The organism is Actinoplanes sp. NPDC049802 (assembly GCF_040656595.1).
GTDB lineage: Bacteria > Actinomycetota > Actinomycetes > Mycobacteriales > Micromonosporaceae > Actinoplanes.
In genome coordinates, this window is the sequence record NZ_JBFAMR010000025.1 from 87,319 (window position 1) to 107,659 (window position 20,341).

The 20,341-nt window shown below is 73.3% G+C and carries 20 protein-coding genes; 8 read left to right on the forward strand and 12 right to left on the reverse strand.

Annotated elements, in window-relative coordinates; translation table 11 throughout:
* Positions 1–9 precede the first annotated feature (9 nt).
* Positions 10–1,086 (forward strand): hypothetical protein, encoded by a 1,077-nt coding sequence (locus AB0I88_RS19275; protein ID WP_361025825.1) that lies wholly within the window; start codon positions 10–12, stop codon positions 1,084–1,086.
* Positions 1,087–2,675: 1,589 nt separating this feature from the next.
* On the opposite strand, the gene AB0I88_RS19280 is transcribed toward AB0I88_RS19275, so the two are convergent.
* The 3 genes from AB0I88_RS19280 to AB0I88_RS19290 form a co-directional block, all read right to left on the reverse strand.
* A complete protein-coding gene (locus AB0I88_RS19280) occupies positions 2,676–3,896 on the reverse strand; it encodes an EAL domain-containing protein (protein ID WP_361025828.1) in 1,221 nt (406 codons plus the stop codon).
* 247 nt (positions 3,897–4,143) lie between these two features.
* A complete protein-coding gene (locus AB0I88_RS19285) occupies positions 4,144–5,199 on the reverse strand; it encodes an NYN domain-containing protein (RefSeq protein ID WP_361025831.1) in 1,056 nt (351 codons plus the stop codon).
* 9 nt (positions 5,200–5,208) lie between these two features.
* On the reverse strand, positions 5,209–6,912 hold the full coding sequence (locus tag AB0I88_RS19290; protein ID WP_361025834.1) for a hypothetical protein: 1,704 nt from the start codon (positions 6,910–6,912) through the stop codon (positions 5,209–5,211).
* Between the two features lie 131 nt (positions 6,913–7,043).
* Between AB0I88_RS19290 and AB0I88_RS19295 the strand changes: the two genes are divergently transcribed.
* Positions 7,044–8,543: a M1 family metallopeptidase gene (locus tag AB0I88_RS19295; RefSeq protein ID WP_361025837.1), complete on the forward strand. Its 1,500-nt coding sequence runs from the start codon at positions 7,044–7,046 to the stop codon at positions 8,541–8,543.
* A 381-nt stretch (positions 8,544–8,924) separates the two neighbouring features.
* Here the strand turns inward: AB0I88_RS19295 and AB0I88_RS19300 are convergent, their stop codons facing one another.
* Positions 8,925–9,101 carry a hypothetical protein gene (locus AB0I88_RS19300; RefSeq protein WP_361025840.1) on the reverse strand — a complete coding sequence of 59 codons (177 nt, stop codon included), beginning with the start codon at positions 9,099–9,101 and terminating at the stop codon, positions 8,925–8,927.
* 90 nt (positions 9,102–9,191) lie between these two features.
* Between AB0I88_RS19300 and AB0I88_RS19305 the strand changes: the two genes are divergently transcribed.
* Both AB0I88_RS19305 and AB0I88_RS19310 read left to right on the forward strand, forming a co-directional pair.
* Positions 9,192–9,971, forward strand: coding sequence for a MerR family transcriptional regulator (locus AB0I88_RS19305; RefSeq protein WP_361025842.1), 780 nt, complete (start codon positions 9,192–9,194; stop codon positions 9,969–9,971).
* The gene (locus AB0I88_RS19310) at positions 9,971–10,315 is read left to right on the forward strand and encodes a VOC family protein (protein ID WP_361025846.1); all 345 of its coding nucleotides are present in this window, start codon (positions 9,971–9,973) and stop codon (positions 10,313–10,315) included. The genes AB0I88_RS19305 and AB0I88_RS19310 overlap by 1 nt, the downstream gene beginning before the upstream one ends.
* A gap of 93 nt (positions 10,316–10,408) precedes the next feature.
* Here the strand turns inward: AB0I88_RS19310 and AB0I88_RS19315 are convergent, their stop codons facing one another.
* Positions 10,409–11,131, reverse strand: a complete 723-nt coding sequence (locus AB0I88_RS19315) for an AraC family transcriptional regulator (protein ID WP_361025849.1) — start codon at positions 11,129–11,131, stop codon at positions 10,409–10,411.
* Between the two features lie 69 nt (positions 11,132–11,200).
* Between AB0I88_RS19315 and AB0I88_RS19320 the strand changes: the two genes are divergently transcribed.
* Positions 11,201–12,088, forward strand: coding sequence for a hypothetical protein (locus AB0I88_RS19320; RefSeq protein WP_361025852.1), 888 nt, complete (start codon positions 11,201–11,203; stop codon positions 12,086–12,088).
* Here the strand turns inward: AB0I88_RS19320 and AB0I88_RS19325 are convergent.
* Together AB0I88_RS19325 and AB0I88_RS19330 are read right to left on the reverse strand one after the other, a co-directional pair.
* A complete protein-coding gene (locus AB0I88_RS19325) occupies positions 11,996–13,354 on the reverse strand; it encodes an MFS transporter (RefSeq protein WP_361025855.1) in 1,359 nt (452 codons plus the stop codon). The genes AB0I88_RS19320 and AB0I88_RS19325 overlap by 93 nt on opposite strands.
* The gene (locus AB0I88_RS19330) at positions 13,351–13,926 is read right to left on the reverse strand and encodes an XRE family transcriptional regulator (RefSeq protein ID WP_361025858.1); all 576 of its coding nucleotides are present in this window, start codon (positions 13,924–13,926) and stop codon (positions 13,351–13,353) included. The genes AB0I88_RS19325 and AB0I88_RS19330 overlap by 4 nt, the downstream gene beginning before the upstream one ends.
* Between AB0I88_RS19330 and AB0I88_RS19335 the strand changes: the two genes are divergently transcribed.
* Entirely contained in the window at positions 13,925–14,431 is a 507-nt protein-coding gene (locus AB0I88_RS19335) for an N-acetyltransferase family protein (protein WP_361025861.1), read from the forward strand. The genes AB0I88_RS19330 and AB0I88_RS19335 overlap by 2 nt on opposite strands.
* Here AB0I88_RS19335 and AB0I88_RS19340 read toward each other — a convergent pair.
* From AB0I88_RS19340 to AB0I88_RS19350, 3 genes are all read right to left on the reverse strand, one after another.
* On the reverse strand, positions 14,409–14,726 hold the full coding sequence (locus AB0I88_RS19340) for a hypothetical protein (RefSeq protein ID WP_361025891.1): 318 nt from the start codon (positions 14,724–14,726) through the stop codon (positions 14,409–14,411). The genes AB0I88_RS19335 and AB0I88_RS19340 overlap by 23 nt on opposite strands.
* Positions 14,674–15,288 (reverse strand): PilZ domain-containing protein, encoded by a 615-nt coding sequence (locus AB0I88_RS19345; RefSeq protein WP_361025864.1) that lies wholly within the window; start codon positions 15,286–15,288, stop codon positions 14,674–14,676. The genes AB0I88_RS19340 and AB0I88_RS19345 overlap by 53 nt, the downstream gene beginning before the upstream one ends.
* Before the next feature lie 222 nt (positions 15,289–15,510).
* Positions 15,511–16,830, reverse strand: a complete 1,320-nt coding sequence (locus AB0I88_RS19350; protein ID WP_361025867.1) for a lipase family protein — start codon at positions 16,828–16,830, stop codon at positions 15,511–15,513.
* A 199-nt stretch (positions 16,831–17,029) separates the two neighbouring features.
* On the opposite strand from AB0I88_RS19350, the gene AB0I88_RS19355 reads away from it, so the two are divergent.
* Positions 17,030–17,668, forward strand: a complete 639-nt coding sequence (locus AB0I88_RS19355; RefSeq protein WP_361025870.1) for a phosphatase PAP2 family protein — start codon at positions 17,030–17,032, stop codon at positions 17,666–17,668.
* Here AB0I88_RS19355 and AB0I88_RS19360 read toward each other — a convergent pair.
* Both AB0I88_RS19360 and AB0I88_RS19365 read right to left on the reverse strand, forming a co-directional pair.
* Positions 17,586–18,236, reverse strand: a complete 651-nt coding sequence (locus AB0I88_RS19360) for a response regulator transcription factor (RefSeq protein WP_361025873.1) — start codon at positions 18,234–18,236, stop codon at positions 17,586–17,588. The two genes, AB0I88_RS19355 and AB0I88_RS19360, sit on opposite strands and share 83 nt — an antisense overlap.
* Before the next feature lie 36 nt (positions 18,237–18,272).
* Positions 18,273–19,874 (reverse strand): histidine kinase, encoded by a 1,602-nt coding sequence (locus tag AB0I88_RS19365; RefSeq protein ID WP_361025888.1) that lies wholly within the window; start codon positions 19,872–19,874, stop codon positions 18,273–18,275.
* Between the two features lie 275 nt (positions 19,875–20,149).
* Here AB0I88_RS19365 and AB0I88_RS19370 point away from each other — a divergent pair.
* Positions 20,150–20,341, forward strand: a 192-nt coding sequence (locus AB0I88_RS19370; protein WP_361025876.1) for a hypothetical protein, incomplete at its 3' end; no start/stop codon positions are given.

A 20,341-nucleotide genomic window follows, 5' to 3' on the forward strand; every position in this document is an offset into this window, starting at 1 on the left:
GTCGGACGCATGCTCAAGGACCCGCCGCGCACCTTGTCGCGGCGGTCCGTGCGCCAGCACCTCACCACGCCGGCCACGCCGGCCACGCCGCCCACGCCGGCGGCACGGTGGTTCGCGGCGCTGGCGCTGCGCCTGGTCACACTCCTGCTCACCGCCGGCCGGCCCACCGCACGACGCCTGAGACCCTTTCTCCGCGGCCTGCTGACCGACGCGGCCCACCTCCTGCGCCGCCTCCCGCCACTGACCCGCACACTGTGGGCCGGCATCATCCGCCCACTTCGACGGGTCCCGTCACTGGCCCGGCAGGCCATGGCGGTCGCGGTGGGGCGGGCCCGCCGGATTCCGCCGCGCCTGTCCGCGCTGGCGGCGGGCACAGCGCGGCGGCTCCACCTGCTCGCGTTCCGGGTTCCCGCGGTGCGACGGCGCCGGGAGGACCGGGCGCGGCTGCACGCCGAGGCGGTCGAGGCGCGGCGTTACGCCGACGTGCTGCTGGTCGTGACGGCCCGTGCCATCAGTGCCGCGGACCGCTGGCAGCGGCACTGGCAGCAGACCGAGCAGGACGCCGCCGAGGCGTGGCAGGCCTGGCAGGACGCCGAGGAGCGGCTGGACCGGGTCCGGGCCGCCGCGGCCTTCCGCACGCCGCGCACCCGGCGCACCGCCGCTGAGTTCGCGGATCGCGAGAAATACCTGCATCAGGCGGCGGCCGCGGCCGTCGAGCGCGGCGACCTGCCCGCCACGGTGCTGGCCGACCTGGTCGCCGGCGAGGGCGGCTGGAACCCACGGCTGCACCCGGTGGAGCAGGAGCTGGTGCTGCACCGCGGGTTCGCCGCGGTGCGCCGGCACCTCTACCAGCGGGCTGCCGCCGTCGAGGAGACGGCCTGGCACGACGCCCAGTTGGCCGCCGCGAGCCGTGACAGCCTGCGCCGGGAGACGGCCGCCGCCACAACCCGGGCCGGCGCCCGGCGCCACCACATTCAAAGACCCCCGACCCCATCAACCCCACACCCGGGTACGGCCTTGGCGCCGGCCTGGTCGGCCTGGCGCTCCGGCTGGACCGACACCCCGGCCGTCGCCCGCGTGCGCTGACAACCCGCAGGTCACAGTCATCCCCACGGATCTCCCCGGCTCGGCTGGCCCCGAGCGGCGCTGACCCCGCTGCCCAATCGCCCGCCCTCGCCCCCGCCCCGCCCGCGCCGGCCAGGTGGGCGCGCACAGCGCACCGATCGTGTGCCCCGAGCACCGCGATGACACCCGTGAACGACCACGCAGAGCCTCATGTGCCCGCGGCCGGCACCTACCGGCCGCGGGAAGGCACGGAGAACAATCGGCCATCAGCATCAGTGCTGACCCTGCTGGCCGAATCGCCCGCCTGCCTGCACGCCCGCCGGGCGGGCGGGCACAGCGCACCGACGCGGTGTGCCCCGAGCACCGCTGTGACACTCGTGAGCGACCACGCAGGGCCCTGCATGCGTGCCGAACCGCTCGGCCCCGTCTGCCCGCCGCCCCGGCACCCGGCGCCCTGGCGTCCTGGCACCCCGCCGCCCTGGCGCACCGGCACCCCGGCGTCCAGCGTCCTGGCACCCCGCCGCCCTGGCGCACCGGCACCCCGGCACCCCGCCGCCCCGGCACCCCGGCGCCCTGGCGTCCCGGCGCCCTGGCGCACCGGCACCCCGGCACCCTGCCGCCCCGGCACCCCGGCGCCCTGGCGTCCTGGCACCCCGGCGCCCTGGCGTCCCGGCGCCCTGCCGCCCCGGCACCCCGGCACCCCGCCGCCCCGCCGCCCCGGCACCCCGGCACCCCGGCGTCCCGGCGCCCTGCCGCCCCGGCACCCCCGGCACCCCGCCGCCCCGCCGCCCCGGCACCCCGGCACCCCGGCGCCCTGGCGTCCCGGCGCCCTGGCACCCCGCCGCCTTGTCGCCCTGCCGCCTGCCGACCCGGCACCCCCGGCGCCTTGGCGTCCTGGCACCCCGGTACCCCGCCGCCTTGTCGCCCTGCCGTCTGCCGACCCGGCACCCCCGGCACCCCGGCACCCTGGCGTCCTGGCGTCCTGGCGTCCGGTGGGGGAGGGCGGAGGGCCGGCGTGCGGAGCGATGTGTCCTCGGAGAACACGACACCCGTAGTGGGTGTGACGACACCCGTAGTGGGTGTCACGTCTGCGGAACACAGATAGCCGAAATCCGTGGCCGTCTCCCCGAACGGGGACACGTTCCGCGCTGCCAACCGGTGAACGTGGCGGTGGTTGCGTATGACAGCCGGCCGGTGCCGCACGGTGAAGTTCACGTCAGCGGCGATCGCCGAGGAGCCATCACGGCCGGCCGGGTCAGTTCGCCGGTCTTGCCCAGCGACGAGCACAATGCCGTCCACATGCGCAACCACCGCAACGGACCGATCTTCACCATTCTTGGACCGCCGACCGCCGACCGCCGACCGCCTTTCGCCCGTCGCCGTCGCCGTCGCCGTCGCCGTCGCCGTCGCCGTCGCCGTCGCCGGAACCCTGATCCACGTCCGGTTTCCGCTAGCCGGCACCCACGTCGTGAGGCCTGGCAAAGCAGGGCCGGACCGGACATGCGCTGAGAGCGAGCCTTCACTGATAAGCCGGCAGGGTCGGCGCTGTCTCAACGGCACCGGAACAGCCCTGACAACCGGCTGGGATTTCTCCGGGACCGCTCGACACGTCAGGCCAGGCGGCCCACCAACGAATGGGCCGCAGCGGTCACCAGGGTACGGTCGTAGCTGACCGCGAACTCGAACTGCCGGTCCGGGTCCGGCCCGGTGTCGCCCAGGTCGCGGGCCATCAGCGCGGCCGACACGTGCGCACCCAGCACCACGACGGTCCACTCGCTGGCGAGTGGATCCCGAACCGACAGCTTGCCGCCGCGCACGCCCGGGGCGGGTTCGGTGGGCATGTCGACGCCGAGCGCCGCGACGAACGGCAGCCGGGCCGCCAGGCCGGTGAACCGGTGCATCGTCGTCGGCCGGAAGAAGCGGACGTGCTCGAAGGCGGCGAGCAACACCGGTGGCACGGTCTCCTGCACGGCCATCATCTCCAGCGTCTTGGACAGTGGCACGAGCAGATGCTTCGGCGCGTGCCGGATCCGGCGGCCGGCGCCGACCAGCTCGTACGGCGTCTTCTGCAGGGCCGCGCCGATCGGCCGGGCCGTGAACCGCTCGGGCCGGAACGTCGACGGCGGGAACCGGCGTTCTCCCCGGCTCCACAGCCAGCCCTGCCCGAGCGTGGCGCCGAGCACCAGCGCCCGGGTCAGATCCTCCGGCGTCTCGATGCCCTCGGCGACGACCTCGGCCCCGGCCTGCTCGGCGTAGGCCCGCACCGCCCCGGCGACGGCGACGGTCGCCGGGTCCTTGACCGTACGCAGCAGTTTGAGGTCGAGTTTGACCACCTCCGGCCGCAGCAGCGGAATGAACGCCAGCGACTCCGGATGGACTCCGACGTCGTCGAGGGCGATGGCGCACCCGGCGGCCCGCAGCCGTTCCGCCCCGGCGAGCACCCCGGCGAGATCCTCGGCCAGCGCCCGCTCGGTGATCTCGACGACCACCTGCACGTGTTCGGCCCGCGAGCCGAGGGCGTCGAGGACGACGTCGAGCCGCCGGGTCAGCGTGGTCGGCTCCAGGTTGACGAAGAGCGTCAGCGGCCGCCCACCGGACAGCCGCGCGGCGTCACCCAGGGACGCCAGCAGCGAGGCCCGCTCCAGTTCGGCGAGCTTCCCGGCCGTCCGGGCCGCTTCGAGCAGCGCCATCGGGGACCTGCCGTCGGGCCCACGCAGGAGCGCCTCGAAGCCGAGCACCGACCCGTTGTCGACATCGATGAACGGCTGATACACGCAGTGCACGTCAAGGCTGACGTCGGAGCGGGCCGGATCGGTGAAGGTGACGTTCACCCACCCCTCATCGGCATCGGCGCGAATCGGTTGAGCGCCTCGTGCGGGCCCGGTGCAAGCAAGGACGGGCCGGGTCGGGCCGCGCACATCGGCGTCGCCCTGGCGCGGCCGTGCCCCGCGACCGTCCGCCCGCGGGTGACGGATCGCTCACGCCCGGCGGGCGCGGCACGGCCGCGAGGGTGCGGAAAGCCGGCGCGGAGCAGGCGGGGCGGTTCTGTTGCGGTTGGGGGCTTTTTCGCCCGTACGATCACCGGGGTTTTGTCAGGAGGTAGTCGTCGGTGTCGGGGCTCCAGGCGAGGTCGATGGCACCGGCCGTGGCGGCGGCCTTGGCGAACTGCAGGAAGCTGCGGTAGCCGAGTTTCTTCTCGCTGAAGTCGGGGGCGACCTTGCGGACCCGGTTCTTGAGGCCGGAGAGGGCGACCGGCCCGGCCTCGGCGACCACCGTGCGGAGCAGGGCGAACGCGGCCTCACGATCGCCGTGCTCGGGCAGCGTGATCTCCGGGTCGCCCTTGGCCTGGCCGTCGCTGAGCTCGATGACGTTGCGGCCGGCCAGGTGGCGCAGCAGTTCGCCGAAGGCGCGGAAACCGTAATCGGCCTCGCTGAACGTGGGGTCCTTGCGCAGCAGGGTGCGTTTCAGGACGGAGGCGGTGACCGTGCCGCTGGCGCTGTGCTGGAGGCCGGAGACGGTCTGGGCGACCAGCGTGGCCAGCGAGTCGGGGTCGCGGGCCGGGGTGTCGACGACCGCTTCCGGGACCGGCGCGGGTTCCGGCCGTTCGACCGTCTTGGCGGGGGCCGGGCGGCTGCGCGACGGGCGGGCCGGCGGGATCTCGACGCCTTCGAGGCGGTCGTAGAAGAGGAACTCGTCGCAAGCCGGCGGCAGCATCGCCGACGTGGTGCGCTCGACGCCGACGCCGATCACCCGTTTGTTGAGCTCGCGCAGCTTGTGGACCAGCGGGGTGAAGTCGCTGTCGCCGGTGCAGAGCACGAACGTGGAGATGTAGGCACGCTCGAACGCCAGCTCCAGGGCGTCGACGACCATCTTGATGTCGGCGGCGTTCTTGCGGGAGGCGCCCATCCGCTGCGGGATCTCGATCAGCTCGACGTGCGAGCGGGTCAGCATGCGGCGGTCCTCGTCGAAGAAGGACCAGTCCGCGTACGCCCTGCGCACCACCACCCGGCCGCGCTCGGCCAGCGCGTCGGTGACCGGGCGCAGGTCGAAGGTCATGCCGCCGAGGTGGTCACGGGCGCCGATCGCCAGATTCTCGTAGTCGAGGAACATGGCGATGCGTTCTTCTTGGTCCACACGGGGAGCCTATCTGCGCATCGCCTCGCGCGTGTTGACCAGCAGCACCAGAATCGCCGCGGCGAAGAACGTGAAGGTGATCACGTACCGGCCGTCGAACCAGAGCAGCAGCAGGGCGCCGATCGCGGCGGCGGCCAGCAGCAGCCGCAGCAGGACGGCCAGGAACTTGCCGCGGATCAGGCCTTCCACGGTGAGCAGGCCGAGCAGCAGGGCCAGGGCGATGTCGTTGCCCCAGGGACCGAACGGCAGTGCGACCGCACCGAGCGCGGACAGGATCAGCGGGGTGCTCAGCACCGCCCACCACGACATGATCCGGCCGCGTACGCCGGTGGCCGGCTCCAGCGGGACGCGGCGATGCAGCAGGTGGGCGTGCGGGTGGTCGGTGAGCGGGGAGGCGCTCGCGGCGCGGGCCAGTTCGTCGGCCAGCCGGGTGCGTTCCAAGCGCAGGCCGTGCAGCCGGCGTTCGTCGGCGAGCAGGCCGCGGACCTCCGGTGAGGCGGCGGGCAGCCCGGCCGCGGCGACGGCCAGGTCCTGGCGCAGGGTGGCGATCTGCTGGTCGAGGGTGATGAGCCGGTCGTGGTCGCGCTGCCGGCGGACGTCGGCGAGTTTGCGTTCGTCGTCCGGGTTGGGGGCGACCTTGGCCAGTCCGGCCCAGCCGACCGGGTCGGCCCACGAGTGCCGGACCGTGCCGTCGCGGCTGTAGCGGGGGCCGGCCGGGCCGCGTTCACCGCCGAGCCGGTCGCGGGTGTCGCGCCCCCACAGGCCGCGGAAGTCCCGGATCCAGGGGGTGCCGTCGCCGATCAGGACCGGATGCCAGGGTTCGTCGTGGCCGGGCCCGACGGCGCGGCCGTCCCCGCGGGCGTAGTCGACATACGGGATCCCGACCGACGGCTGGCCGTCGTCCCAGGGGGCGAACAGGCGGGCCGACCAGCGCAGCGCCCCGACCAGGCCGCGCAGTTTCGGCGGCTTCACGGTGATCAGGTAGTCGCCGGGCAGGTAGGCGCCGGAGTGCGAGCCGGCGCCGACGAACACCACCGGATGCCGCCCGCCGTGCACGGTGAGATCGGGGTCGTCCCAGCGCCGCCGCAGGTCGTCGCCGGTCTCCTCGTGGGCGGAGAAGACCACCCAGCGGGGTGGGGGCAGCCCGTCCGGGCCGGCCGTGCCGGTGCCGTCGAGGTAGACGGTGACCTGCTCCCAGTCGGCCTCGTGCTCGTTGACGCCGCCGAACGCCGACCGCCAGTTGTTGAAGCTGTAGAAGTACCAGTACTGGCAGACGATCCACGCGTCGTCGCGCAGCACCCGGCCGTAGTAGGTGGGCCGGTCGGGCCGCAGGTGGTCGCGTTGCAGCAGGAACGACTGGGCCGCGCTGCCACCCGGCACGCTGCCCCGGAACAGCAGGGAGAACCGGTTCATCGCGTCGACCAGGCGGGCGGTGGGGCCGACCGAGGCCAGCCGGCTGGACCGGCGCAGGTGGGGTGGCCGCTCCCGCAGTGGGATGTGCGCGTGCCGGTCGTTGGCGCCGATGCCGGACAGCGAGTAGTCCAGGCCCTGTTCGGCGCCGCCGACGCCGGCCAGCGTGTCCAGGGTGAGCCCGCCGGGCGGGGTCTCCTGCTCCGGTCCGGTCCCCGGGCGGGCACGCCACAGACTGGCCCGGCTCACATACCGCTCGGCCGAGACCGGGAAGAAGTACTCCCCTTCGGTGAACCGGGCCACCGGCTCGTAAGCGCGCAGCAGGCGCAGGTCGTCCTCGATAACCCCGAGGTTAGCGGTCGGTCCCGTACCCCGCGCCGGGGCCCGACCAGGCCATTAATCGATTGTTTTAGATGTATTGGTACGTTGCCGGGATGAGACCCATGTTCCGCAGGACCGTCGCCGTCACCGCGGCCGTCCTCACCGTCGTCCTCGGCGCCCAGGCCGGCGCCCAGGCCGCCCCCACCCCAGGCAGCCCCGGCATCGGCGACGTCTACTACCCGGAGTACGGCAACGGCGGTTACGACGTCGCGCACTACGACATCCGGCTGCGCTACCACCCCGGCACCGACCGGCTGACCGGCACCACCACGATCCTCGCCACCGCCACCCAGGACCTGTCCGCCTTCAACCTGGACTTCGCCCTGGCCACCCAGTCGGTACGGGTCAACAACCGGGCGGCCGGCTTCACCCGGCAGAGCGACCACGAACTCGTCGTCACCCCGGCCCGCCCGATCGCCAAGGGCTCGCCGATCACCGTCGTCGTCCAGTACGACGACATCCCGTCCCAAGTGGTGGCCGCCGGGTTCACCTCGTGGAACCGCACCGACGACGGCGCGCTCGCCGTCAACGAGCCGGAGATCGCCTGGTGGTGGTACCCGAGCAACGACCACCCCACCGACAAGGCGAGCTTCGACGTGTCGGTGCTCGTGCCCGACGGGGTCGAGGCGATCTCCAACGGCACGCCGACCCGGTGGGCGCAGCAGGCATTCGCCGGCTGGGACCGCTGGTCGTGGCGGCAGGAGCGGCCGCAGGCCACCTATCTGGCGTTCCTGGCGATCGGGGACTTCGACACGTACCGGGACACCTCGGCGGACGGCAGCCCGATCGTGACCGCCTACAACACCCGCCTCGACGACGCGACCGCGGCCGCCGCCCGCTCCAGCGTGGAACGCAGCGACGAGATCACCGACTGGGCGGCCGGCAAGTTCGGTCCCTATCCGTTCACCGCCCGCGGCGGCGTGGTCACCGGCGCCGGAGATCAGGGCTTCGCCCTGGAGACCCAGACCCGTCCGGTGTACGACGGAGCCTCGTTCACCCGCGGCACCAACAACTCGCTGGTCGTCCACGAGCTCGCGCACCAGTGGTTCGGCGACTCGGTGGCACTCGGCCAGTGGAAGGACATCTGGCTCAACGAGGGCTTCGCGTCGTACGCCCAATGGCTGTGGTCCGAGGACCAGAACGAGGGCACCACCGACGAGATCGCCGACTACGTCTACTCGGTGGCCCACCCGGCCGACGACCCGTTCTGGCAGGTGCTGCCCGGCGACCCGGGCCCCACCCGGCTGTTCCACCCGGCCGTCTACGACCGGGGCGCGCTCACCGTCCACCACCTGCGCCGGCTCGTCGGCGACGAGGACTTCTTCGCCATCCTCCAGGCGTGGACCAGCACCAACCGCGACAGCGACGGCACCACCCCGGAATTCCAGGCCCTCGCCGAGAAGATCTCCGGCGTCGACCTGGACGCGTTCCTGCGGACGTGGCTCTACACGCCCGGCCGCCCCGACCTGGGGATCAGCACGCTGAGCGTCCCGTCCGAGCCGAAGTCGTGGGACCGGATCGCAGCGGCCCACGAGGAGGCGCACCGCCACTGACCACGGCCCGCACGCGCCGCCACCGTCGTCCGGTGGCGGCCGCGATGCCGTGCACCATCCGGGCCGGGCCGGCGGCGCCGTCCGCGTCGTCGGCCCGGCGCACGGTGGTGAGGATCGGCGCCACCTCGTCGAGTTCGATCCCCTCGCTGAGCAGGATGAAGTGCAGGACCATCCCGGCCAGGCGGGCCCACCGCATGTTTGATCAGCTCTCCCCGGCGGTCCTCCTCGACGCCGGCCGCCTCCAGGAACCAGTGCAGGACGGTCATGCAGCAGCCGTACCAGGCGGACTCGTAGTCGGTGCGGTCGCCGACCGCGGTGATCAGGTGGGCGACCGCGCGTTCCCACCGCTCCGTGTCGCCGGCCGGCATCGGCAGCCGGCGGTCATCCGGTCGAACCAGAACGACACCAGCCGGGGTCGGCGTCCGCAGGCGGCATCCCGGCGACCGGCGGCAACGACCGCACCAGCGCCGGAAGCGCGGCCGGATCGAACTCCCGCCCGGCCGGATCGACGTCCCGCCAGGCCAGCCTCCAGAACTCGGGAAGCAGAGGCCGTTTCATCGACATTTCTCACCTTCCATCGGGCAGCCGGACAGACTATCGGCGTCGGTGTTTGACCTTCGCCCCGGGTGAGGGTCGAGACTTGGCGGCATGGACGGACTCCTGCCGATCGGTGCGTTCTCCCGGGCGACGCTGATCTCGGCGAACACGTTGCGGGCGTACCACGAGTCGGGGCTGCTGGAACCGGCCGTCGTCGACCCGCGTACCGGGTATCGGGGCTATCGGGTCGCCCAGTTCGGGGACGCGGCGGTGATCCGGCACCTGCGGGAACTGGACGTGCCGCTCGCCGCGATCCGGGAGATCCTGGCCGCCCGGGATCCGGAGGTCACCCGGCGGCTGCTGGCCGAGCACCGCGACCGGATGCTGGAACGGGCCGCGTACGTGGACCGGGTGCTGCGCACCACCGGGGAACTGCTGGACGCTCCGGAGATGGTGACGCCGACCGCGGTCAGCGAGCGGATGCTGCCGCCGGTGCGGGCGTTCAGCATCACCCGCGAGGTGGCCGAGGACGACTTCGCCGGATTCCTCGGGGAGGCGTACCGGCAGCTCGCGACGGTCGCGGCGAACGGGCCGCCGGGCGCGGTGTTCCCCGCCGAGTACCGGGACGAGCCGGTGCCGGTGACCGCGTACGTGCCCGCCGGCGACGGCCCCACGCTGCTGCCGGGCGGACGGTTCGCGGTGACCGAGTTCGTCGGCCCGTACACCGACATGGTGTCCGGATACCGGTCGCTGGGCGCCTGGCTGGCCGGAACCGGGATGGCCATCGCCGGGGCGGTCCGGGAGTCCTACCTGGTGGGTCCGGGCGATGGAGTGCCCGAGGACGCCTACCGCACCGAGATCTGCTGGCCACTACAACTGACGGAGGAATGATGCTCAAGCTTGAGAACATCACGTTCGACTGCCCCGACGCCGCGGAGCTGGCCGGTTTCTGGTCGCGGGCGCTGGACCGCCCGGTCGACGACGGCGCCGATGGCTTCCACGCCACGATCAAGGCCACGGACTCCGGGCCCACCCTGATGTTCCTCCAGGTCGGAGAATCGAAGGCGGCGAAGAACCGCTGCCACCTCGACCTCTCCTCCGACGACCGGGAGGCCGAGGTCAAGCGGCTGCTCGACCTCGGCGCCACCCACGAGGCCGACCACCACGAGTACGGGATCCGCTGGACGGTCCTGCGCGATCCGGCGGGCAACGAGTTCTGCGTGGCCGGGGTGTAGCCGGCGCCGCACGACGTGGGAGAGTCAACCGCTTTCCCGCCGGCACGGGCCATCTCGTACGGGGGGACGCTCACCGCCGGGCGTGCCCCCGTCTCACCGGGTGCTCGGCGTCCTGACGGTCCGGGCCAGCGCCGCGGGCGGCAGGCCGGCCAGGGCCACGGTCTCCCGGCTGAGGTGGGCCTGATCCACGTAACCGGCCCGGACGGCGAACTCGGCGAGGCCACCGGCCGAGTCCAGCAGGCGGAGGAAGCGGCGGAAGCGCAGCACCCGGTGCAGGGTCTTGGGGCCGTACCCGACTGCGGCGGTGAACCGCCGCCGCAACTGGCGGTCACCCATCTCCAGGCGCGCGCTCAGCTCGTGGACCTGCGTGTACGGGTCGTCGAGCAGCCGCGCGGCCGCCAGCATGGCCGGATCCGGTGGCCGGTCCTCGGTGAACCCGCCGGTGATCGCGACGAGGCGGCGCATCGCCTCGTCCGGTGGCAGGTCGCAGGGCAGCCGCCGGGCGGCCTCCGGTCGCACATCGCGAAGGTCGACGCGGAGGTTCCGCAGCGGGTCCAGCGGCATCCCGAGCAGCGGGCCTCCGGCGGCCGGCCTCAGGCGTACCCCCAGAATGGTCTTGCCGGCCTGAATGGTGGCCGGCATCGGACCGGTGTCCGGGCCGGCGAGGAACGCGCCGCGGCCCTGCTCCCAGATCAGGTCGACGCAGCCGTCCGGCAGCACCAGCGCCTCCGACGACGCCGGAGAACCGGCCCGGCTCCACAGGCACACGACCGATCCGCGCAGCGCGGCCGGTGGCGCCCACTCCCGGTAGCCCATGCCGTTCAGTATCGTCCGGTGTCCGTTTCCTACAAGACGGGCCGGGCGCGGCTGCCTAGTGTCGGCGGGGTGACCGATGAGAACCCGTTCCTGGCCGCTGCCCGTTTCCTGCTCCGTGAGGCCCGCCCGCTGGAGCGCCGCCTGTTCGCCGCCTGTTTCGAGGGCGCGCCGCCGGACGGTGTGGTGGACGCGCTGCGGGCCTATCGCAACGCCGACGGCGGTTTCGGCCACGGCCTGGAACCGGACAAACGCTGCCCGGCGAGCCTGCCGATCGACGTGGAGATCGCTTTCCAGTCGATGGCGATCGCCGGCGCCCACGACGCTCAGCTGCTGGGCGGGGCCTGCGACTTCCTGGCCGGTGTCGCCGTCGACGGCGCGGTGCCGCTCGCGTTCCCGGTGATCGAGGAGTTCCCGCGGGCCGCGCACTGGACCGACTGGACCTACGAGCGGGGCGTGAATCCGACCGCCGGGCTGGCCGGACATCTGTGGGCGCTCGGTTTCGACCATCCGTGGCGGGCGGCGGCGACCCGGTTCTGCTGGGACGCCGTGGAGACCGGCACGCTGCCCGGCGAGGTGCACGGGCTGTCCGAGGTGATGACGTTCCTGGCGTACGTGCCGGAGAGGGACCGGGCCGAGAAGCACGCCCCGGCGGTCCTGGAGCGGATGGTCGGCAGTGCGATGTTCCAGCTCACCCCGAAACCCGGCGAGTACGGCCTCACTCCCCTGCACGTCGCGCCGACCGCGGACTCGCCGTGGCGGCGGCTGTTCTCCGACGGCCAGATCGAGGCGCACCTGGATCAGCTGGCCGCCGCGCAACTGCCGGACGGCGGGTGGCCGGTCGCCTGGGAGCCGCCGAGCGAGGCGTCACGTCTGGAGTGGCGTGGCATTGTCACGTTCCAGGCGGTGCGGACGCTCACGTCGTACGGCCGTCTGGTCCACGGCGAGGGCGGCCAGTAGCGCGGCCAGGGCGACGGCGGCGGCGCCGTGCCATCCGGCCGTGTCCAGGATCGGGCCGGCCAGGGCGGCGCCGACCGCGCCGACCGCGAAGTACAGCACCAGGTAGACGCTGCTCAGGCTGCCGGACCGCCGCGGGTCGAGGGCCTGGACGCGGCTCTGGTTGGCGGCCTGGGCGGTGAAACAGCCGGCGTCGAGCAGGGCGAGGCCGAACGCGGTGACCGGCGGATGGTCCAGGCCGGTGGCCAGCAGGGCGGTGCCTGCGGCTGCGGTGAGCAGGCTCGCCGCGATGACGGTGGCGGCGCCGAAACGGTCGGTGAGCCGTCCGGCGTAGGGCAGGGCGGCGAAGCCGAGGAGCCCGGCGAGGCTGTAGAGGCCGATGACGGCCGGCCCGAATGGGGCGAGCGCGAGCGCCAGGGCGACCCAGACGAGATGGAAAGCGAGATACCAGAGGCCGCCGGCGGCGACCGCCCAGCGCAGTGCCGGGTGCCGCCGTAGTTGGCGGGGCAGGGCGGCCAGGGCGGCGGTGTAGCTCTCGCTCGTGTGCGGTCGCTGCCCGGAAGGGCCTGCGGCTCCGGCGGGAGTCCGGTCAGCGGCGGGTCGCTGCCGCGCGGAAGCGGCCGGACCGATGGCCGGAAGCCGGGCGACGGCGGGCCGGGCACTGGAGAACGGCAACCGAACGACGGCGGGCCGGGCACTGGAGAACGGCAACCGAACGACGGCGGGCCGGGCACCGGGAAGCAGCAGCCGGGCGGCGACCGCGCCGGCGAGGGCGAGCGTGGCGAAGACCAGCAGCATCCACCGCCAGCCGAGCAGGTCGGTCAGTGCGCCGCCGGCGAGGCGGCTGAGCAGGATCCCGGCCGACATCCCGGCGGCCACGGTGGCGACGGCCGCCGCGCGGCGGCCGGGTGGCGCGTGCCGCCCGGCGATGACCCCGGCCTGCGCGGCCACCCCCGCAGCGGCGCCGATGACGACGTAGGCGGCGAGCAGGACGGCCGGGTGTGCGCTGGCCGCGGCGACGGTCAGCGCGGTTGCCAGGACCGTGAGCTGCGCCGCGACCAGGCGGTTCGGGGCGAGCCGGTCGGTGAGCGGCAGCAGCAGGACGAACCCGGCCATGCATCCGGTGAGCGCCGCCGTGGGCACGAGCCCGGCCACCGGCAGTCCCACGCCGAGGTCGGTGGCGACCGTGGCCAGCGCGGGCTGGATGGCGTAGTTGTTGGCGATGGCCGTGCCCGCGATGGTGGCGAGAAGCAGGCGGACGGCGGTCACGGCTGGGTGTGCCGGGTGAGGATGACCACGTACCGGCAGTCGCTGCCGGTGGCGTTGACGAAGGCCCGCTCGGCCGGTTCGCCGAGCTCGATGGTGTCGCCCGGCCCGAGTTCGTGCACTGCGTCGCCGTCGTGGAAGGTGAGCCGGCCGTCGAGCACCCAGACGATCTGGCGGATGAAGGCGAACGCGGCCGCCGGGTAGGGCACGCGGGCTCCGGCGGGCAGGTGGATCTCGGCGATCTCGGCCGGGAAGCCGGGGCCGGTGATCTGGCGGCGCCGGTAGCCGGTGCCGGGATCGCGCCATTCGGCTGCCTCGGTGCCGCGGCGCACCCCGGTGGCCGGCCCGGTGCCGGCGTCGTCGAGGAGCGCGGCGATGCTGAGCTGGAAGGCTGCCGAGAGTCTGCCCAGCAGGACGGCGGTGGGGCTGCTCTCGCCGCGCTCGATCCGGCTGATCATGGCGGGGGACACTCCGGAGGCGTCGGCGAGCTGCGCCAGGGTCCACCGACGGTTCTCGCGCTCGGCGCGGATGCGGCTTGCGATCTGCCCCACCAGCGGGTCTACGATATTGGACATGAATCTAATATACGAGACGACGGTACGGGCGGCCGCCGCCGGTGACATGGAGGCCATTCGGGCGATCCGCAACCGGGCGATCGAGCAGACGACCGCGCTGTGGACCGAGATCCCGCAGTCGGAGGCCGAGGCGGCCCCCTGGCTGGCCGCGCACCTGGAGCGGGGTTCGGTGTTCGTGGCCGAAGCCGACGGGCAGGTGGCCGGCTTCGCCACCTTCGGTCCGTGGCGGCCACTCGACGGTTACCGGCACACGGTGGAGAACTCGGTGTACGTGCGGCCGGACCGGCACGGGCGCGGCATCGGATCGGCGCTGCTCACCACGGTCATCGACGCGGCGCGGGCGGCCGGGCACCATGTCATGATCGCCGCCATCGAGGCGGGCAACACGTCGTCGATCCGGCTGCACGAGCGGTTCGGGTACGAGCACGCCGGCACGATCCGTGAGGTGGGCACCAAGTTCGGCCGCTGGCTCGACCTGACCATCATGCGGCTGCCGTTGGCGTGAGCCGCTCCGCCCGGTGCCGGACGACGAAGCGGGCGCCGTCCTCGATGCCGTGCAGGAACGTCGACCGGCGGCGGCGCAGCACCGGCAGGCGCAGCGCGTACCGGCCCGGACTGTCCACGACACCGCCGTCGTGGCGCAGCCGGCCCTTCCCGTCGATCACCGACATGCCCGTACCCAGCTCGCTGCCCGGTCCCGTCTGTGCCGCGCTCGCCGGGCTGAGCCCGGTGGGCTGGAGGTCGCGCTCACTGGCTCCGCTGGAAGGCGTCGAGCCGACCGCGGGCCTCGGCGTCCACATCCACGAACAGCAGACGGACGTCGCCGAGCTCGTCGCTGCCGCGCACGTGACAATCGACGTCCACGGGGCCGTCCGGCAGCAGCGCCGAGAGGACGACGGCCTGGCCGGGAGCCAGGCCGTCGACCAGGTCGATCAACGCCTCCTCGCCGAGGTCGTCGATATCGAGATCGACGATGACGCGGGCCCCACCCAGCGACAGGTCGATCGCCAGGCCGGGAAACATCTGCCCCGAGGGCAGGATCAGCACGACCGGCACCTGCACCGCGACGCGCCGGGAGCGCCGCCGGTCGACGGCGCCCACGGTCTTGTCCACCCGCATGTACACGCCGGGCATACCACCGGTGGGCGGGGGCACCACCCTGCCCACGACGCTGAAGCCGGTGCCGTTCTGCGTCCAGAGCAGGACCACGTCGACACCGACCATGGCGAATCCGGTGAGATTCAGCCGGAGCGTGCCGTCACTCTCCCGCCAGACCCGGCAGGTCTGGGCCGGGCCACCACCGAGCGACGCGCTTGCGGTCGGGGCGGCCCACGGCTGTGGTTCCTCGGTGGTCTTCGCCATCGATGTCGGATCTTTCTGGGCGTAGGTCTCGCGGTCCGGTCGAATCCTCCCCACAGAAACGGTACGTCGCGAGCGGCCCTTCGGGTTGCAGGTCAGCACGCCCGGCGGGCCGGGAGTGGCCCGCCGAACCCCGCCCGCGGTCCGCGCCCAGAGAGATCTGCGGGAAGATCACTCTGATGCGCGGCGTCAATCCCGCAGCCTGTCACGCCACCGGATCGGCTTTCACGATCCGTTGACGGCCGAACAGTTGGTCGTGGCCGGGCGCCCGGCCAGCCGGTCGTTCAGCCAGCCGACCGCGGTGCCCTGGTCGCTGAGCAGCGGGCCGAAGTGGTTGATCAACGGGCTGCTCACCTCGGGCAGGCTGACCGGGGCATAGACGACGTCGCCGCCGAGGCGGCACCAGTCGGCGGCCATGGCCCGGGCCTGGGCGAACGGGACGAGATCGTCGTTGACCCCGGTCGCCACCCGGACCACGCCGGCGGGCTTGCGGGCGCCGATGGTCTGCCCGGCGAGGTAGTCACGCAGCGCCGGCTCGGCCTCGATGATGTCGGCGACCGTCTGGCCGGTGGTCGTCCACGCCGTGCTGCGCTTGTTGGCGTAGGTGAGGATGGCGTCGCCGACGCACATCGTGGACAGGTCCTTGAGCGTGGCCCGGCCCGCCGCGCTCAGGTAGCGGTCGAGCAGCGTCTGCAGGGCGGGTTCGGATTGGGCGAAGCCGTTGACCGACCAGCCGAGCGCGCCCAGCAGCTCACTGCCGTCGATCGCGGCGGTGACCTCGGCCAGGTTCGCCGGGGGCGCGCCCGCGTAGGTGGCCTTCAACGGCACGTCCGGGGCATAGGCCGGCTGGAGTTCGGCGGCCGACGCGACAGCGCCGCCGCCCTGGCTGTAGCCGTACAGGCCGACGCCGGACTGGGCGGTGAGCGAGGTGTTCGGCAGCGCGCGGGCGGCGCGGGCGGCGTCGAGCACGGCGTGCCCGGAGTCGACCCGGTTGACGTAGGTGTGCAGCCGGTCGGTGGTCCCGAGGCCCGGGTAGTCGGTCTGCACGACGGCGATGCCCTTGGCGAGAAGCCGGTACATCGCCAGGACCTCGTAGCCGACCGAGACCGTCGACTGGGTGCCCAGGCCGACGACCAGCCCCTTCTGCAGGGCCAGCGAGGTGGAGCACTGGTCGCCCTGGCCCATGGTGCCGGGCGCCAGGACGACGAGCGGGCGCGCGCCCGGCCCGCGCCACGCGGCGGCCGGTTCGATGTAGGCCCCGGTCACGGCGACCGGGTCGCCGCCGGAGTCGGTGGACTTGTACATGATGCGTGTCGCCCGGCCCGGCAGCGTCCCGGTGATGCCCGGCAGCGACAGCGCCAGTCTGAGGGGTTCGGTGCGGATCAGCGTGCCGTCCGCCGCCGGCAGCGTCGCCGGCGGCGTGTAGAAGGCGGGGATGGTGACGCCACGGGACGTGACGGCGTGGGCCGCTCGGGCCGGTGCCACCGTGACGCCGGTGACCGTTACGGCGAGCAGCGCGGCGCAGATACGGGTTCGTGCGGACATGTCCGGCCTCCCTCGGGTAGGCCCGCGCGCGCATCGATAGTTTCCGATTTGTTGCGCGGGTTACCGGACGGTAACCAGGCGTACTGAGGCATTCCAGAGGCTCTATTTCTCACTCCGGCCGGCCCCTTACTTTCGTCAGGGTCCGCTCCTCACCAACGTTCAATGGCAGCAGGGGCCGCCGTGCCTACGGTTTCGAGGCATGGCGAACGAGACACAGATCGAGAACGTGCCGGACGTGGCCGGCGGCTGGTACAGGGCGATCGTCGAGTGGGCGGCCACCACTCCCGACGGCGTACAGGCTTTCATGGCGCACTTCACCGAACTGGGCGTGGTGCTGCTGGCCGGAATGTGGGCGCTCACCCTGTGGCGCACGCGCCGCAGCCCGAACCTGATCCGGATCCTGGCCGGCGGCGTGGGCGTGGTCCTCGCCTACGGTTTGAGCGAGTGGTCGAAGACCTACCTGGACGCGGAACGGCCCTGCCGCACCTTCCCCGGCCTGCCGATCGTGGCCGGCGAGTGCCCCCCGACCGGCGACTGGTCCTTCCCGAGCAACCACAGCACCATCGCGGCCGCCCTGGTCGTGGCGATCCTGCTGGCCTCCTGGCGGACCGGTCTGCTGGCGCTGCCGGTCGGGCTGCTGGCGGGGTTCTCCCGGGTGTTCGTGGGCGTGCACTACCCGCACGACGTGGTGGCGGGCTTCCTGATCGGCGCCGTCGCCACCACCGTCGTGGTCCTGGCGCTGCCGCGGCTGCCGCTCATCCGGTCAATCCAGCCTGGTACGCGAGAAGCGCGGCCTGTACCCGGTTCCGCAGCCCGAGTCGGGCCAGGATCGCGCTGACGTGCGCTTTCACGGTCCCTTCGACGAGATGCAGCTCGGCCGCGATCTCCGCGTTGGACAGCCCCGCCCCGACCAGGCGCAGCACGTCGCGTTCCCGCCCGGTGAGCGCTTCGAGCCGCTCCCGGGCGGCCACCCCACGGGTCACGTGCCCGCCACCGAAGTTGCTGATGACCCGGCGGGCGACCCGCGGCGACAGGTAGGCGCCGCCCTCCGCGACGGCCCGCACCCCGGCGATCAGCTCCCGCGGGTCACCGGTCTTGAGAACGAAACCGCTGGCCCCGCCGTCGAGCGCCCGGGCGATGTACTCGTCCTCGGAGAAGGTGGTCAGCATGACCGCCGCGGTCGACGGCACGGCCCGCCGGATCTCGGCGGCCGCCTGCAAGCCGTCCATGACCGGCATCCGGATGTCGAGCAGCGCGACGTCGGGCCGGTGCAGGCGGGCCTGCTCGACCGCCTCACGCCCGTCGGCGGCCTCGGCCACCACCTCGATCGACGGCTCGCTGGCGAGGATCGCACGGACACCCGCGCGGATCATCGTCTCGTCGTCGGCCAGCATCACCCGGATCAATGTGTGGCACCTTTCAGCGGGGTCGGTGGTTCGCCGTCAGCGGGCCGGTGGGAGTACGTCCTTCGCGACGAGGCGGCCGTCGCGGAAGCACAGCCGGTACACGTCGAACGGGGCCGGCACGAACCCGGCGGCCGACCGGTAATACTCGCAGGCGCTGCCGGGCGGCGGTGGCGGGCCGTTCTCGTCGCGGTGTTCCGGCGCCTGCCGCTCCGGTAGCCGGCCGCCGATCTCGCCGCGATCCGCCCCGACCGTCAGCGCCCGGAACTCGGCCGGCGGCAGGTGGGAGGTGCGGTTGTCGTGGGCGTACACGGCCATCAGGGTTCCGGCCAGCGCCACCGCGAGCAGCGTGGGCAGGGTGAGCGCGAGCGCCAGTCCGCGCCGGGCGCGGCGGCGGACGGTCCGGAAACCGGCGGCCGGCGGGGTGGGCTCCGGATCGTCGTCGAGAACCGGTCCGGGCCGCACCGGGAGACGCGCTACCACCTGAAACCCGCCGTCGGGCAGCGGCCCGGCCCGCAGTACCCCGCCCGCGAGGCCGACTCGTTCACGCAGCCCGGTGAGGCCGCGGCCGCCGTGCGGAACCGGCCCGGCCGGGGGCCGCGACGGCGGCTCGTTCCGGACGGTCACGATCAGTTCGTCACCGTCGCGGTCGATGCTCACCCGCACCGGGGCGGCCGGGGCATGCTTGGTGGCATTGGTGAGCGCCTCTTGCACGACCCGGTAGGCGGCCCGGTACCGCATGGCCGCCACACCGGCAAGGTCGCCCGCACCCGGCGTGGAAGCGGCGAGGTCACCGGGTGCGGCCGGCGAAGAGGCGGCACGCCAGCCCGCGCCGTCCTCCGAGGAACCGCCGTCCTCCGAGGAAACGGCACGGGTGCCGGCGGACTCCAGCACGACCGGAACGCCTGATCTCGCGGCGCGTTCGACCAGTTCCTCGATGCGCTCCCCGGCCGGGCCCGCCGGGCCCTCCTCGTCGCGGAGCAGGCCGATGATCTCGCTGAGCCGGTCGGCGGCCGTGGTGACCCCGGCGCGCACCTCGGAGGCGGCCTTCCGGTGCTCGGGCGCGAGGGCGCCGTCGAGTTCGAGGGCCCCGGCACGCAGGGCGACGAGGCTCAGCTCGTGGCCGAGCGAGTCGTGCATGTCCTGGGCGATGCGGGCGCGTTCCCGGAGGCGGGCCTGTTCGGCAACGATGCGCTGCTCGCGTTCGAGCTGGGCGGCACGGTCCCAGCCGGCCCGGACGAGTTCGGTCCGCAGACGCCGGAACGAGCCGACCAGCGCCGGGAACAGCCCGAGAACGATCACTCCAGCCATCCATACGAGCCAGCCGTACAGGTTGGGGCCGCGCAGCAGCGGGACGGCCGTGCCGAAGGCCAGCGTCCCGGCGAGGCCGGCGAGGGTGGCGGCGCCCACCGGTTCGCGTCGCCCGGCCAGATAGGACAGGATCGCGACGGCGACGAACAGCCGCCAGTCGACGGCGCCGGCGGCCAGCATCCCGAGCGCCACGGCGGACGGCCGCGACCGGTGCAGCGCCACGGCCACCACGACGGCGAGCAGACTGAGCGGGGTGATCCACACCGGCAGGCCCGCGTCGAGCGGATCGGCCAGCAACGGACAGGCCATCATCGCCGCCAGGGCAATCATGCGCAGCACGAGGCCAGGCTACCGGCGCACGGATCCGAGACGGCCACGGCTTCCGGTCCACCGCGCGAACCCGGTGAATCAGCGGCCGGGAATGGCGCGGTCGCCGATCCAGCAACCGCACGACGCGCTGACAATCGATGGCCGGCCATGATTCATCTCTTTCCGGACTCTATGAGCGCTCACAATCAGCATCGAAGAGTTGCCCCGACCAGTTGCCTCTCGTCGATCTATCGACGTGGCTTCACCACCGTTGATACGCGGCCATCGGGGGCTCGATGCGCGTTGCCACGGTCACTTGCGTTCTCCTGCTCACCGGCGTTCTCGCCGTCTCCCCGATCAGCAAACTGCGCAGCCGCGCGAGCTTCACCGCGTTCGCCGGCGCCGTCGTCGACCTCGGCCTTGCGCCACACCGCTGGGCGCGCCGGGTCGCCGAGGCGGGGGTGGCCGGTGGCCACCGAGGCGGGGAT